12 protein-coding genes and 1 tRNA gene are annotated in these 14,763 nt (G+C 71.6%); 3 read left to right on the top strand and 10 right to left on the bottom strand.

Features of this window, described 5'->3' with window-relative positions; translation table 11 throughout:
- Nucleotides 1-117: 117 nt before the first annotated feature.
- From IPK24_17185 to IPK24_17195, 3 genes are read right to left on the bottom strand one after another with little or no spacing between them, the layout of a single operon-like run.
- Nucleotides 118-924 (bottom strand): ABC transporter permease, encoded by an 807-nt coding sequence (locus IPK24_17185; protein ID MBK8077251.1) that lies wholly within the window; start codon nt 922-924, stop codon nt 118-120.
- On the bottom strand, nt 924-1,757 hold the full coding sequence (locus IPK24_17190) for an ABC transporter permease (protein MBK8077252.1): 834 nt from the start codon (nt 1,755-1,757) through the stop codon (nt 924-926). Before IPK24_17190 ends, IPK24_17185 begins: the two co-directional genes overlap by 1 nt.
- A complete protein-coding gene (locus IPK24_17195; GenBank protein ID MBK8077253.1) occupies nt 1,757-2,779 on the bottom strand; it encodes an ABC transporter ATP-binding protein in 1,023 nt (340 codons plus the stop codon). The genes IPK24_17190 and IPK24_17195 overlap by 1 nt, the downstream gene beginning before the upstream one ends.
- A gap of 157 nt (nt 2,780-2,936) precedes the next feature.
- On the opposite strand from IPK24_17195, the gene IPK24_17200 reads away from it, so the two are divergent.
- Together IPK24_17200 and IPK24_17205 are read left to right on the top strand one after the other, a co-directional pair.
- Complete coding sequence (locus tag IPK24_17200) at nt 2,937-3,377, top strand: hypothetical protein (protein MBK8077254.1); 441 nt, start codon at nt 2,937-2,939, stop codon at nt 3,375-3,377.
- Between the two features lie 243 nt (nt 3,378-3,620).
- Entirely contained in the window at nt 3,621-5,381 is a 1,761-nt protein-coding gene (locus IPK24_17205) for a glycoside hydrolase family 13 protein (protein MBK8077255.1), read from the top strand.
- Here IPK24_17205 and cobA read toward each other — a convergent pair.
- From cobA to IPK24_17235, 6 genes are all read right to left on the bottom strand, one after another.
- Entirely contained in the window at nt 5,339-6,652 is a 1,314-nt protein-coding gene (gene cobA / locus IPK24_17210; GenBank protein ID MBK8077256.1) for a uroporphyrinogen-III C-methyltransferase, read from the bottom strand. The genes IPK24_17205 and cobA overlap by 43 nt on opposite strands.
- Nucleotides 6,649-7,863, bottom strand: coding sequence for a nicotinate-nucleotide--dimethylbenzimidazole phosphoribosyltransferase (gene cobT, locus IPK24_17215; GenBank protein MBK8077257.1), 1,215 nt, complete (start codon nt 7,861-7,863; stop codon nt 6,649-6,651). Before cobT ends, cobA begins: the two co-directional genes overlap by 4 nt.
- A complete protein-coding gene (locus IPK24_17220; GenBank protein MBK8077258.1) occupies nt 7,793-8,776 on the bottom strand; it encodes a cobalamin biosynthesis protein in 984 nt (327 codons plus the stop codon). The genes cobT and IPK24_17220 overlap by 71 nt, the downstream gene beginning before the upstream one ends.
- Nucleotides 8,777-8,841: 65 nt before the next feature.
- Nucleotides 8,842-9,405 (bottom strand): single-stranded DNA-binding protein, encoded by a 564-nt coding sequence (locus tag IPK24_17225; protein ID MBK8077259.1) that lies wholly within the window; start codon nt 9,403-9,405, stop codon nt 8,842-8,844.
- Between the two features lie 216 nt (nt 9,406-9,621).
- The gene (locus IPK24_17230) at nt 9,622-11,259 is read right to left on the bottom strand and encodes a 50S ribosome-binding GTPase (GenBank protein ID MBK8077260.1); all 1,638 of its coding nucleotides are present in this window, start codon (nt 11,257-11,259) and stop codon (nt 9,622-9,624) included.
- A 1-nt stretch (nt 11,260) separates the two neighbouring features.
- Nucleotides 11,261-13,102, bottom strand: a complete 1,842-nt coding sequence (locus IPK24_17235) for a dynamin family protein (protein MBK8077261.1) — start codon at nt 13,100-13,102, stop codon at nt 11,261-11,263.
- A 232-nt stretch (nt 13,103-13,334) separates the two neighbouring features.
- On the opposite strand from IPK24_17235, the gene IPK24_17240 reads away from it, so the two are divergent.
- A tRNA-Arg gene (locus tag IPK24_17240) sits at nt 13,335-13,407 on the top strand.
- A gap of 12 nt (nt 13,408-13,419) precedes the next feature.
- On the opposite strand, the gene IPK24_17245 is transcribed toward IPK24_17240, so the two are convergent.
- On the bottom strand, nt 13,420-14,592 hold the full coding sequence (locus IPK24_17245) for a PrsW family intramembrane metalloprotease (protein ID MBK8077262.1): 1,173 nt from the start codon (nt 14,590-14,592) through the stop codon (nt 13,420-13,422).
- Nucleotides 14,593-14,763: the final 171 nt, after the last annotated feature.

The raw sequence follows: 14,763 nt of genomic DNA on the forward strand, positions 1-14,763 counted from the left end.
CACGGTGAAGGATTGCGTCACCTTCGACCACACGATTCCCTCAACGTGATCTTGTCGCCGTCCACATTCCCTCAACGTGATCTTCAACCTGATCACCATCGCGGATGCCGTGGGTAGTCAGCTCAACAGCAGCTTCGACAGCCGCCGCGAGACCCCGTACAGCCCGACCAGGCCGAGCGCACCCAGGTAGACCAGGTGACCGAGGATGCCCCAGCCGACCTCGCCCAGCATGAGCGCCCGTTCCAACGCCACCCCGTGATAGAGCGGCGTCGCCTGCACCAGCCAGCGCAGGGATTCGGGGTAGGTGCTCAGCGGGAAGAACGTCGCCGAGAACAGGAACATGGGCTGGATCGCCAGCGTGATGTAGTCGAAGTCGAGGAACGAGCGCATGAACGTGGTGGCGAACATGCCGACCGCCGCGAACGCCCACGCGATGAACACCGCCGCGGGCAGCGCGGCCAGCGCCCACCACGAGTCGACCGCGCCGATCAGCGCCGCGACGAGCAGGAACGCCGCCGAGTAGATCCCGCCCCGGATCAGCGACCACGCGATCTCACCCAGGGCGACGTCGCGCACCCCGATCGGGGTGGCCAGCATCGCCTGGTAGGTCTTGGCGTACCTCAGCTTGAAGAACACGTTGTACGTGCTGTCGAACACCGCCCCGTTCATCGCCGAGGACGCCAGCAGCGCCGGCGCGACGAACGTGGCGTACGGCACCTGCGCCCCGCCGTCCAGCCTCACGCTGTGCACCAGCGCACCCACCCCGAGACCGAGCGAGAACAGGTAGAGCACCGGTTCGGCGAATCCGGTCGCGAAGGCGACCCACATGCGCCGATAGGCGAGAACGTTGCGCTCGACCACCCTGGCGGCCAGTCCCGGGTCGAACGCCCGCCGCAGCGCGGGTCGCAGCGCCAGCGAGAGCATCACGGCGCCAACCGACGGGTGAAGGTGCGCAGCGCCGCCCAGCCGCCGAGCCCCACATAGAGCAGCAGGACGGCGAGGTGAGCCAGTGCGCTCCCCGCGCCGAGGCCACCGATCACCGCGCCGCGGCACAGTTCGACGCCGTGCCACAACGGCGTCGCCCACGCCAGCGGCTGCAGGAACCCCGGCAGGCTGGTGATCGGGAAGAACGTGCCCGAGAACAGCATCAGCGGCGTCACCACCAGCCGGAACAGCACGCTCATCGCCGCATCGGATTCCTGCGTGGCGGTGAAGGCGAACAACGGCACCGCGAACGCCAGCCCGGTGAGCACCGCCACCGGCAGGCAGACCACCAGTCCCCAGCCACTCACCGCCCCGAACCCGGCGCACACCCCGATGAAGATCACCGAGGCGAGGGTCAGATGGCCGGCCACGGCCGCGAGGTGACCGACCAGGACGTCGGCCACGCTCAGCGGGGTGGCGAGCATGGCCCGGTACATCTTGTTCCACATGATGTAGGTCATGACCTGGTAGGTCGACTCCCCCATGGCCACCCACATCGCCTGGTTCGCGATCAGCGCCGGGACGACGAAGCGCAGGTACGGCACCCCGTTCACCCCACCCGAGGAGGAGTCGACCAGCGCGCCCAGCCCCAGCCCCATCGAACCGAGGAACATCAGCGGCAACAGGAACCGGCCGATGATGCTGCCCCGCCAGGTCCGCCGGTAGACCACCCAGAAGAACTCCAGCACCACCGCCAGATGCCGACCACGCACCCGGGCGTACGCGATCGCCTCGGCGCGATCGGCCGGCGTGGCGAGCAGGTTCGGTGCCATCAGTCGGCCAGGCTTCGGCCGGTCAGGTGCAGGAAGACGTCCTCCAGGCTGGCCCGGCGCACCAGCGAGGACACCGGCCGGACGCCGCGCGCGTGCACCGTGGCCAGCGCCGCCTCACCGTCCTCGGCGTAGACCAGCACCCGGTCGGGCAGCACCTCGACCCGGTCACCGATGTCGACCAGCCGAGCGGCGATGGTCGGTGAGTCCGGTGCCGCGCCGGCACCGGCATCCGCCGCTGCGGCGTCCAGCTCGACATCGAAGCGCAGCTCGAGCACCTCGCGGCTGCAGTGTCGCTCGATCAGCTCGCGCGGCGAGCCCTCGTCGGCGATCCGCCCGCCGTCCATCACCACCAGCCGGTCGCACAGTTGCTCGGCCTCGTCCATGTAGTGGGTGGTCACGATCAGCGTGACGCCTTGGCGTTTGAGCCGGAACAGCCTGTCCCACAACAGGTGCCGGGCCTGCGGGTCGAGGCCGGTGGTGGGCTCGTCGAGCAGCAGCAGGTCGGGTTTGCTGATCAGCGATCGGGCGATCGTGAGCCGGCGCTTCATGCCGCCCGAGAGCGGCTCGACCTTGTCGGCGCGGCGTTCGGTGAGCTGGGCGAAGTCGAGCAGCTGGACGGCGCGTTCCTTGGCCTCGCGCCGGCTCAGGCCGAAGTAGCGCCCGTAGATCCAGAGGTTCTCCTCGACGGTCAACTCGCCGTCCAGCATGTCCTCTTGCGGGCAGACGCCCAGCCGGGCACGGATCGCGGCGCCATCGGTGGCCGGGTCCAGCCCGAAGATGCGCAGTTCACCCGCGGTGACCGGCGAGACGCAACCGATCATCTTCATGGTCGAGGACTTGCCCGCGCCGTTGGGGCCGAGAAAGCCGAACGACTCGCCGGCGCGAACCTCGACGTCGATGCCGTCGACGGCGGTGAAGTCACCGAAGCGCTTGGTCAGGCCCCGAGCGCGCAGCAGGACACCGTTCGCGGCGTCGCGCCTCGCACCCTCGTCCACGTCATCAACCGCCTCGGTCCCCGCCATCTGTTCGACGTTACCCGCGCCCGGCCCGCAGAAGCCTGAGCCGCCCCGGCGGGTCACCGGGTAGTACACCGTCGGCATTCCGGCCCCCGGCCGCCGATGGCGCGGCTAGGGTCGCCCTCGGACGAACCAGTCACCGGTACCGAAAAGGATCTCGACGATGACCTCCCTGCCCCTGGTGCTCACCGACCCCGCCCGACGACCGCAGGCGGTGGAGGCCCTGGCCGGCGTGGTCGAGAGCGAGGTGCGTGACCGATCGGGCATCAGCGGCGTGGCCCTCAAGACGGCGTTCAAGGCGGTCACGGCGATCAAGTCCGACATCGTGTTCAAGGCCGTCGACTACATGCTGCCCGACTTCGCCGACGCCCTCGACCCGTTCTGGGCCGCTCGCGGCGGGCAGCCGTTCGGCGCCTATCTGTCCGGTCGCGGCGCCGAGGCCGCTGATGCGCTGCTGAACGTCACCGACAAGCGCGCGAACAAGCCGGAGCACGCCACCATCGCGAAGATCTACAACTCCTTGCGGCCCAAGGCTCAGGGCATGGTCGAGGCGGCCCTGCCGCGCCTCGGCGCAGCCGTGGAGTCCCTCGCCCACCCCTCGTGATCATGTAGGCCGTGCCCGTGCACGGCCTCGAACGGCCGGCGCACGCGTGCACGGATTGCCTGATCACCACGAGTTCTCGGGTTCTCAGTCGACGCGAGTCGACGAGTCGTAGAGTATTTCCTCGTGTCGTCCACCACCGCTGCGCTGCAGCCCACCACCACGTCCACCGCCACCGATTGGTGGCGCCACGCCGTCACCTACCAGGTGTACATCCGCAGCTTCGCCGACGGCGACGGCGACGGCATGGGTGACATCGCCGGCATCCGTTCGCGATTGGACTACCTGGCCGACCTCGGGGTCGATGCACTGTGGATCAACCCGTGGTACCCCTCACCCCAGGCGGACGCCGGGTACGACGTGTCGGACTACCGCGACATCGAGCCGATCTTCGGCACCCGGGACGACGCCGAGGCGCTGATCGCCGAGGCTCACGACCGGGGCCTGCGGGTGCTGCTCGACATCGTGCCCAACCACAGCTCCGACGAGCACCCGTGGTTCGTCGAGGCGTTGGCCTCGCCCCCCGGCTCACCCGAGCGCGAGCGGTACATCTTTCGCGACGGCACCGGCCCGGACGGCGCCACGCCACCGAACGACTGGCTCTCGGTGTTCGGCGGGAGCGCCTGGCAGAAGGTGGACGACGCTGCGCGCCGTCCGGGCGAGCCGGCGCAGTGGTACCTGCACCTGTTCGACACCAAGCAGCCCGACCTCAACTGGGACAACCCGGTGGTACGGGCCGAGTTCGAGGACATCTTGCGGTTCTGGTTCGATCGCGGGGCAGATGGGTTCCGCATCGACGTGGCGCACGGGTTGATCAAGGACCCGGCGCTGCCGAACCTCGACGGTCGCAGCACGGTGCCCGAGCCCGGGCAGGCGACGCACGACGACCGAGCACCCCACCTGCTGAACGCCGCGGACCGCACCGACCACCCGCACTGGGACCGCCCCGGCGTCCACGAGGTCTACCGCGGCTGGCGCGCCGTGGCCGAGAGCTTCGCCGACCGGCCCGGTGGTGCGCCGATCTTCGTCGCCGAGGCCTGGGTCACCTCGCCACACCGGTTGGCCCACTACCTGCGCCCCGACGAGCTGCACACCGCCTTCGACTTCGACTTCGTGATGGCGCCGTGGAACGCCGAGTCGCTGCGGCGCACCGCGACGTCCAGCCTGGCCGCCCACGACACCGTCGGCGCCCCGGTGATGTGGGTGCTGTCGAATCACGACATCACCCGGCACGTCACCCGACTGGGCCGGGCCAGTGCGCATCGGGCCACGGACCCGTTGCACGGCCACGACACCGAGGCGAGCGACCTGGCCCTGGGCCGGCGGCGGGCCCGCGCGGCCCTGCTGCTCGAGCTGGCCCTGCCGGGCGGGGTGTACCTGTACCAGGGCGAGGAACTCGGCCTGGAGGAGGTCGACGACCTACCCGCCGAGCTGCGTCAGGACCCGGTCTGGTTGCGCTCGAACGGTGCCGAACGCGGCCGCGACGGGTGCCGGGTGCCACTGCCCTGGACCGCGGACGGGCCGTCGCTGGGCTTCGGGACGGCGCCGGGCTGGCTGCCGCAGCCCGCCGAGTGGGCCGGCCCGGACGGGTTGTCGGCGCAGGTGCAGCGGGACGACCCGGCCTCCATGCTCACCTTCTACCGGACGGCGTTGCGACGGCGCCGCGACCTCGTCGCCGCCGGTTACCTCGGCGCGGGCACTCCCACCGCCGCAGGCGGCCGCGCGCTGACCTGGTGGGACCCGGCCGGCGATGAGGCCGAGAACCTGGTGGCGTTCCGTCGGCACGGCCGGAGCGGTGCCGCAGCCTCGAGCGGTTCGGCGGCATCGGTCTTCGCCTGCGTGGTCAACGTCGGCAGCGAGCCGAGCGACCTGCCGGCCGAGCTGGCCGGCGCACGGGTGTTGCTGGCGAGCGCACCCCTGCCGCTGGCCACCGGCGGGGAATGGGACGTCGTGGTCGAGGGGGCTCAGCTACCGGGCGATGCCGCGGTGTGGCTCGCCGGCGACTGATCGGTTCGGGACGGTGCCCCCAGCGCCGCGACAGCTCCGACCACGATCACGGCCGGCGCCCTGACCCCCTCGGCCTCGGCGACCGCGACGATCCGGTCGAGCGTCGCCCGGATCGCCCGCTGCCCCGGAAGCGAACCGTCCTGCACGATCGCGACCGGCGTGGCGGCGTCCCGGCCGTGGGTGAGCAGGGCGGCGACGATCTCGGCCAGGTGCTCCACCCCCATCAGCACCAGCAGGGTGCCGCGTAGCTGGGCCAACACGGCCCAATCGACCTTGCTGCCCGCTGCCCCGGGCGCCAGGTGCCCCGAGACGATCACCGCCTCGTGGGCCAGGCCTCGGTGAGTCAGCGGGATGCCCGCCAACGCCGGCACCGACAAGGCGCTGGTCACCCCCGGGACCACGGTCACAGGGACCCCGGCCTGAACGCAAGCATCGACCTCCTCGCTGCCGCGGCCGAACACGAACGGATCGCCGCCCTTGAGCCGGACGACGAACGCGCCGGCCGCTGCGCGCTCGACCATGATCTGGTTGATGCGCTCCTGGGCCATGGCGCGACCCCGGGGCAGCTTGGCCGCATCGATCACCTCGACGTGCGGGCCGAGGTCGGCCAGCAACTGCTGCGGCGCCAAGCGATCGGCGATCACCACGTCGGCCGCGGCCACCAGGCGCTGTCCGCGCACCGTGATCAGCTCGGGGTCACCCGGCCCCCCACCGACGATCGCCACCCCGGCAAGCCGTCCGGACGCTGCCGTGCCCGTGCCGGCCCGGCGCTGCGGCGTGAGGTCGAACCTGTTCTGCCGCAACGCCTCGGCCAGGGAATCGCGCAGCGCGACAGCACGCCGCGGATCGCCGCCACCGAGCACCGCCAGCTGCACCGGGCCGACCGCCCCTGCAGTCGGTGCGGCGGCCGGCACCTCAGCCGTGGCCGGAGTGACGGCCGTGCCGCCACCGGCCGCGTCGCCGCGAACACAGAAGATCCGGGCGGTGTGCGCGTCGGCCGCCACGGCGGCGTTCACCTCCGGGTCATCGGTCAGTGCCAGCACGTACCACGCGCCGTCCAGGTCGCCGGGACGGTAGCCGCGGGACTGCCACGTGATCACCGCGTCACCGGCCAGGCCCTGCAGCGTCGGGGTGAGTGCGGGGGCGATCAGTTCGACCGTCGCGCCGGCTGCCATGAGGGACGGCAGCCGCCGCTGGGCCACGGTGCCGCCGCCGACCACCACCACCCGGCGGCCGGTGAGGTCGAGCCCCGACAGGTAGTACCCGCTCATCGGCTCGCCGGTGCTCCCTCGGCCGACTCGGCCTGGCCGCCACGGTCAGCAGCCTGGCCGCCGTCCGCGACCCCGGCATCGGCGAAGGTGGCCATGTCGCGCAGGATGCGGGCCGCAGCGGCGACCAGAGGCAGGGCGAGCACGGCCCCGGTGCCCTCGCCCAGCCGTAGGTCGAGCTCGACCAGCGGCCGCAACCCCAGCCGGGCCAGGGCCACCGAGTGGCCGGGCTCCACCGAGCGGTGCCCCGCGATACAGGCGACGACGACCTCCGGCGCCAGCGCCTGGGCGACCAGGGCTGCAGCACCGGCGATGACCCCGTCGAGGATCACGGGGACTCGGCGGGCCGCTCCGGCCAGGATGAACCCGGCCAACGCCGCGTGTTCGAGCCCACCGAGAGCGGCCAGCACGCCGATCGGGTCCTGCCCGGCGCAGGCCACGACCTCCTGATGACGTCGCAGTCCCGCCTGCACCACCTCGATCTTGCGGGCATGGGTTCGGTCGTCCACGCCGGTGCCCCGACCGGTCACCAGTGCGGGGTCGGCGCCCGTGAACGCCGCGATGAGCGCCGCGGACGCCGTGGTGTTGGCGATGCCCATGTCACCGGTGAGCAGGCATCGGGCGCCGGCAGCGATGAGTTGATCGGCCACCTCGGCCCCGACCCGCATCGCCTGCTCCGCCTCCTGGCGGGTCATCGCCGCCTCGACGGTCAGGTCGCGGGTACCTTCCCGGACCCGGCGCCGCAGCAGACCGCGTGGGGCAGCATCGTCCAGGGGCAGATCGGAGGCCACCCCGACATCGACCACGACCAACTCTGCGCCGGCCTGGTCGGCCAGGACACAGACGGCCGCTCCACCGTGGACGAAGTTGGCCACCATCTGCGCGGTGACCTCTTGCGGCCAGGGTGTCACGCCCTGCGCGTAGACGCCGTGGTCGGCCGCGAACACGGCGACCGCGGCCGGCGTCGGCATCGGCGGTGGGCATACGCCGGCCAGGCCACACAGTTGCACCGAGACGTCCTCGAGCACGCCCAACGCCCCCGGTGGCTTGGTCAGCCGGGCCTGCCGGGCCACCCCGGCCGCCACCGCAGCGGCGTCCTCCGGCGCAACGGCCTCGACGATCCGGCGCAGATCGCCGGGTAGCTCACTCACAGGTTTTCCCTCGCCCACGGCTCCAGCTTCCCAGGCCCGCGGCCACCGCCACGGCCGATCCACTCGCGACCGCCCCGACGAACCGGATCAGCCGCACCACCCGCTGCACGTCGGCAGCTGTCGCGTCGCGGCCACCGTCACCCAGCACCGGGCGGCGTTCGACGGAGCCGTGATAGGTGTTGGCTCCACCCAGCTCCACGTCCAACGCCCCCGCGGCAGCGGCCTCGGGGAACCCGGCGTTGGGGCTGGGGTGACGAGCTGCGTCCCGGCGCATGGTCCGCCAGGCCCGCCCGGCGGACCCGCCGACCACCGGCGCACAGCCGGCGACCAGTGCCCCGCTGAGCCGCGCCGGCACCAGGTTGACCAGATCGTCGAGCCGGGCAGCGGCCCAGCCGAAGCGCAGATACCGGGGTGAGCGGTAGCCCACCATGGCGTCCAGGGTGTTGACGGCGCGGTAGCCCAGCAGGCCGGCCGGACCCGCCACCACTCCCCAGAACAACGGCGCCACCACGGCATCCGAGACGTTCTCGGCGAGCGACTCGACGGTGGCCCGGCTCAGGTCGCCGCCGGACAGGCCGGTGGCCTCCCGGGCACACAGATGGCTCAGCCGCGCCCGGGCGCCGTCCGGCCCGTCGAGCCGATCGGAACCGATCAAGGTCGCCATGACCTCGCCCTCCCGCGCCAGGCTGGTACCTCCCACCACCGCCCAGGTGGCCACCGCCGTGACCGCCAGCCGAGCCAGTGGACGACGCCGGGTCACCCGCCCGGCGAGCAGCCCCACCCCGACCGCTCCGCCGACGCAACAACCGGTGAACGCCACACCGTGAGCCCGGCTGTCGCCGTACAGCCTGCGCTCCAGCCCGGCGGCCACCCGACCGAACCCGGCGACCGGGTGGTACCGCCGAGGATCGCCGAACACAGCGTCGGCGACGACGCCGAGACCCAGACCGAGCGCGCCGGCGGTGAGGACGTGCATCCGACAGATCCTGCCGCACGACACGGCCCACTGCAGACCTCGTTCGCCCACCGCCGGTGGCGCGCTCAGACCCCGACCGGCTCGAGGTCGTCCAGCTCGTCCAGTCCGTCGTCCAGGTGCTCGTCCAGGCCCTCGTCCAGCTCGTGCCCGCCGAACGCTCCGTTGATGCCGGCGATGCCGGCGAACTCCGCCGGGAACGAGTCCTGCTCCACCTGATCGGCCAGCTCGTGTTCCTCCGGTCGCTCGACGAGATGGTTCGGCTCGGACCAGCCGACCTTGTGGAAGTCCACGGTGCCGAAGGTGAGGTCGACGGCGACACTGTCGGCATCCACCTCCACCCGCGAGCGCGGCTGGCCGTCGGCCGTGGTCCATTGCGAGGACACCAGCTTGCCGCTGACCATCACCCGCGACCCCTTGGCCAGGCAGGCCATCACGTTGCGGGCGACCTGCCGCCAACACTTCACGGTCACCCAGGTGGTGCGGCCGTCGACCCACACCCCGGTACGGCGGTCGAGGTGCCGCGGCGTGCTGCCGAGCCGGAAGCTCGCCACCAGGCTGTCCCCGTTGACCGTGCGACTCTGCGGATCGGTGGCGACGAACCCGCTGAGGCTGACGTGATTCTCCTTCATGGCGATCTCCTCTCGACGCCGGCGCGGTGCCGGACGAGAGTCAGCCTGGGGGTCACGAGATCCGGCCGCGACGGGGCCGTCGCAGCCTGTGGACAGTGGGACGAACCACCCGACTTGTGCACGCAACGACGCCGACGTCGCGAGGCGTACCGCCGACGTGATCAGTCGAACATGCGCACAAAGTGTGCACGGATTACATGATCACCGAGGTGGGGGTCAGATGGCGCGCTGCAACGACTCGCGCACCGACCGATGCTCGGTGAGCACCTCGGCGATCGGGGCGATCACGTGCGACCAGGCGACGTCCTGAACCGCCTCGCGCATCTGGGCGGCCACGCCCATGCGATGACGGACTGCCCCGACAGCTGTCGCACGCCAGGCCACCAGGGTCAGCAGCCCTCCACCGACCAGCCCGACGAGCAGCAGCAGGGTCGGCAGCGGCAGGCCAGCGGCATAGGGGGTGTCCACGCCGTCCACCCCGAGAAAGGCCAGCAGCCCCAGGATCGCCAGCCACCCGAACCCGACGACGGTCAACGCGGCGAGCACCAGCTGCCCGACGCCGAGGGCCAGCCACCAGCCGGGACGCGACAGGCTCAGGTCCACAGCGGCCACCGAACGATCGAGCGCACCCGACAGGTCGGCCTCCGGCCGCGTGGCCACCGAACGGACGCTGTCGGCCCACGGGCGCGGCAGCGACTCGGCGACCCCACTGACCACCTGGCGCACCGACAGCTCCACCCGCGACGTCTGTGACGGCGTGGTCTCGGGCACCGGATCCGAGGCCAACTGGCGCAGGTCTCCCTCGGCGCCGGTGTCCAAGCCCAACCGTCGCAACGGATCCGGCCGCAGCCGCCGCCACCATCGGATGAACGGCCAACCCAGTGCCTTGCCGGCCTGACGTCGGTAGTCGGTCGTCACGGCGTCCAAGACCGCCGGCACCCCGGCGGCCTCGGCGAGTGCCCCGACCAACTCGTCGGCACCGTGCAGGTCCTTGGCCTCGGGCTCGGTGGTGGACACCGACTGCATCAACCGCCGTGCCGCCCGGTCCATGTCGGCGGCCGCCCGCGCGGCCACGGCACCCTGGACGTCGACCACCTCGGCGAGCAGCTTGCGCAGGTCGTCGACGCCCGTGCCGTCGATCGCCGAGGTCACCAGCAGCCGCACGGATTCGAGACCGTCGGAGTCGAGCAACCGACGCAGGTCGCGCTTGCAGGTCTCGGCCTCGGCCGGGGCCAGCTTGTCGATCTGGTTGAGCACCACGATCATCACGCCGTCATGGTTCGCCAACCGCTTGAGATAGCCGTGGTGCAAGGCTTCGTCGGCGTACTTCTGCGGATCGACCACCCAGACCAGCAGATCGACCAGTTCGACCAGGCGGTCGACCTCGAGCCGGTGTGCGACCTGCGTGGAGTCATGGTCGGGCATGTCGAGCAGCACCAGCCCGTGCAACTCCGACTCGCGGTCGGCGTCCAGCACCGTCTCGCGGCGGGTGCGGTGGCGACGCGGTACCTCGAGCCAGTCGAGCAGCGGCTCGGCATGGTCCTCGCCCCAGACGCAGGCCATGGCGCGCCCGGTGGTCGGACGGCGCACGCCGGTCTCGGCCAGATCCATACCGGCCAGCGCATTGAACAGCGTCGACTTGCCGCTACCGGTCGCTCCGACCAGCGCCACGATGGTGAAGTGCGGCCCCAGCCGCAGCCGCTCGCCGGTGCGATCGATGACCGCGCGGGCATAGGTGACGGCCTTCGGGTCGAGGCGGTCACGACCGGCGGTCAGCGCCTGCTCCAGGCTCTCCGCGCGGGTCGCCAGATCGGGGCCACCTCCCGTGGACCCGACGTGTCCGGCCAACCTCACCTCAGCGTGCCTCCTCGATCGCGAGAGCCAGTGCTCTGAGCATCTCACCACGCCCGTCGCGAACCTCGGCACGATCCAGCAAACTCTCGATCCGCGCGCGCTCGGCGTCGAGCACCGAGGCAGCCCGCGCCACCAGGTCACCGCGAGCCTTGGTGGTCAGCGCTCGAACCGCCTGATCACCGAACACGGCCTCGAGCACCCGCTGGGCCACCGCGGAGCTCGCCCCGGCGTCGGGCGCCCCGGCCCCGGGATGCCCGATGCCCCTCTCGGGCGCACCGTGCGTGAACACGGAGAGCATCACGATCAACGCCGCAGCGTCCAGGCCCAAGGGCATCGCCCGCGCCCCGCCGCGCCTGTTGGCGCTCTCGTCACGCACCAGATCCATCACCTGCACATGCCAGTCCCGCAGGGTGCGACCGACGCGCGCATCGAAGTCGGAGGCGAGCCGCTGATCGATGATCGAGGCCCCGCCGGCCGCCTCGAGCAGCGAGGCACCCTCCGGCCGAGCCCGCCACCGCTGAACCGCCTGATCCGCGCAGCGCTGGGCGGACACCCTGACGAGCGCGGCGACGCCGATCTGCACCGCCTGGTCCAACTGGTCGGTCGGCATCGGCTGGGCGGGCACCCCTGCGACCGCGCCCTCACGCGGCCGGGACGCCGTGGCGTCCAGGCTCTTGTAGAGGTCACCGGTACCGACGAACTCCTGCCACCGGGCGAGCACCTCGCCGCGCATCAGGGTGCCGTCGCAGAGCCGCTCCTCGAGTTCGTCGGTCGCGGCCGTGTAGACCTCGTCCAGGTCGTCGCGCAACCGCTCATCGGCGGCCACCTGGTCATCGGCACACCCGGCGATCGTCGGGATCCGATCCCGCAGGCTGTCCAAGGCGCCGACCAGGGTGCGCCGGATCACCACATCACGGCTGCGTGCGTCGCGGGCCAATCGGGTCAGCCAGGCCACCAGGGGCTGAATGACGTCCTGCGGCAGGAATCCCTCGGCCGAGCGCGGGGTCTCAGGGATCGTGAACATCGGGGACGTCGCCAGACCGCGGTCGCGCAGCAGCGTCGCCAGGTGCGAGCGCACCTCCTGCATGGCTTTCGGCGGCACCCGGTCGAGCACGACGGCCACCGAGACTCCCCGCTCGACGGCCTTGCGCAACATGTCCCACGGGACGGCATCGGCGTACCGGGCGGCGGTGGTCACGAAGATCCACAGATCGGCAGCGGCCAGGAGTTGCTTGGCCAGCTCACGGTTGGTCTCGACCAGCGAGTCGATGTCGGGGGCATCCACGATCGCGATCCCGGTCGGCATGCCCTCGTGCGGCACCAGCCGCAGGGCGGTCGCCCGCGGCGCGTCGACGTCGATCGGCTGGGCCGGCTCGGGCGCCTCGGAGGTCACCCGGGCCAGACCGGGCAGGATCCGCTGGGACAGGAACGCCCCGGAGTCGTAGGGGTGATGCACCAGCACCGGCGATCGGGTGGTCGGGCGCAGCACGCCCGACCGGGTCACCTCCCGGCGCACCAGGGAATTGACCAGGGTGGACTTGCCGGCCCCGGTCGACCCACCGACGACGGCGAGCACCGGAGCGTCCATCCGACGCAGCCGGGGCAGCAGGTAGTCGTCGAGCTGAGCGATCAGGATGTCGCGCTCGCGCCGTCCCTGGTCGACGCCGGCCAGGGTCAACGGCAGCCGTAAGGCCCCCAGCTCGGTGCGCAACAGTTCACTGGCCTCGAGCAGGTCGAGCGGGTCGTCGTGATCCCCGGGCAACGACCGCGGCATGCCCGCCGAGGCATCGGCAGAGTCGGCTGAACCGGACGACGCGTAGGCGGCGCCGACGTGCTGCTCCACCCTGCCTCCCGTCCCTCGTTCGGCCCTCGATCCCCCAGCGGATCGCGACGCCGACTCCATGGTCGACCTCCAGCCTGCCCTGAGCGGCACATCTTGCCAAAACAACTACCCGGCGCAGCGGGTAGGCACCCTTCCGTCGCCCAACGGCTACCCTGAGCGGTGCGATCGCACTTGTCGTTCACGACGCGCCCGGATTGTGGCACCTCGGGTGACGACGGGTCGATACCCGCACGGGCCCGTAGCTCAATGGACAGAGCATCCGGTTTCTACCCGGCTGGTTGGGGGTTCGAGTCCCTCCGGGCCTGCTGTTCCCCCGGCTACACCCGCCGTCCCGCGAACACCTGGCGCAACCCGGCCATGGTGGTCAACATGCTCAGCTCGTGATGCCGAGCATCCGGCGCCCCGGCGCCTCGCACCATGCGTTCGCGCAGAAACGCCAGCTCACTGCCCAGATCCTGGAACTCGTCCATCGCCCGCTCGGCCAGTGACCCGCCCATGCCCCGAGCCCAGGCACGGGCCTGGCGCCGCTCGGCCAGCGACCCGAGCATGCGCACCTCGGCCGCACTGAGCCAGCCGGTACTGGCGTAGACCGTCAGATTCCGCTCGATCAGCCGGCCCTCTCGCCGCCGGGCCATCACGGCCATCACGCCGAAGAGCACGAACACCGGCACCTGCAGCAGTACGTAGCCGGTGAGGAAGCCGTTCAATCCCGACGAGGCCGACAGGTTCCACGCGCCGTGCAGCACGACGGCGACGACGAACCCGAGGATCGGCGCGAAGAGCGCCACCGCCACGTTGCGGGTCCGCGAGGCGATCCCCAGTCCGATCCCGGTGGCACACGTGAACAGCGGGTGGGCGAAGGGCGAGACGACACAGCGCAGCACGAACACGGCCGCCGTGGCCACGCCGCCGTCCCCGAGGGTGCGCCCCAGGTAGAGGATGTTCTCGACGAAGGCGAACCCGATACCGGCCAGCCCGGCATAGACGATCCCGTCGACGATCCCGTCGAACTCTCGACGCCGCACCAGCAGGATGAGCAGTACGGCCAGGCCCTTGAAGAACTCCTCGGTCAGCGGGGCGACCACGATCGCCCCCATCGTGGGGTCGCCGCCGGCTGCGGTGATCGCACTGACGGACGCCGTGTTGATCAGCAGCGCCGCGAAGGTCGCCACCCCGGCCCCCCAGGCGAAGGCGAAGGCCAGCAGGTGGGTCGGCTCGGCCTCGTAGCGATCGAGCCAGAGGAAGGTGGCGATCACCGGGAAGGTCGGGACGGCGGCCAATACCAGCCCGGTGATCAACCCGGTGAACCCGGTCTCGCTCGAGATCGCGGCGATGGTGAGCAACCCGCTGCCGACCGTGAGCAGCATGACGGCCGCCCGGGCGATCGTGCTGCGGGCGCGGGCGGGTCGCGCGCGTGGTCCGGAGGGCGGTACCGGCCCGGCAGGCTGGTACGGCGAACCACCGAACGGCTGTGGAGTCGTCATGGCCATCGGAGCGAGGCTAGTCGCCCCGACGGGTTTGCGGGCACCCCCCGCCGCGGCGAAGCGACCGGTGAGCGACCAACAGTCACGATCAACGTCGGCGCGTACCCACGCGCGCGCCGTAGAGTGACGGCCGTGTCCACAGCAAGCAGCCCACGCCCGGGTGAGCGGTCGCAGGAC

The sequence above is a fragment of the Kineosporiaceae bacterium genome (genome assembly GCA_016713225.1).
GTDB lineage: Bacteria > Actinomycetota > Actinomycetes > Actinomycetales > Kineosporiaceae > JADJPO01.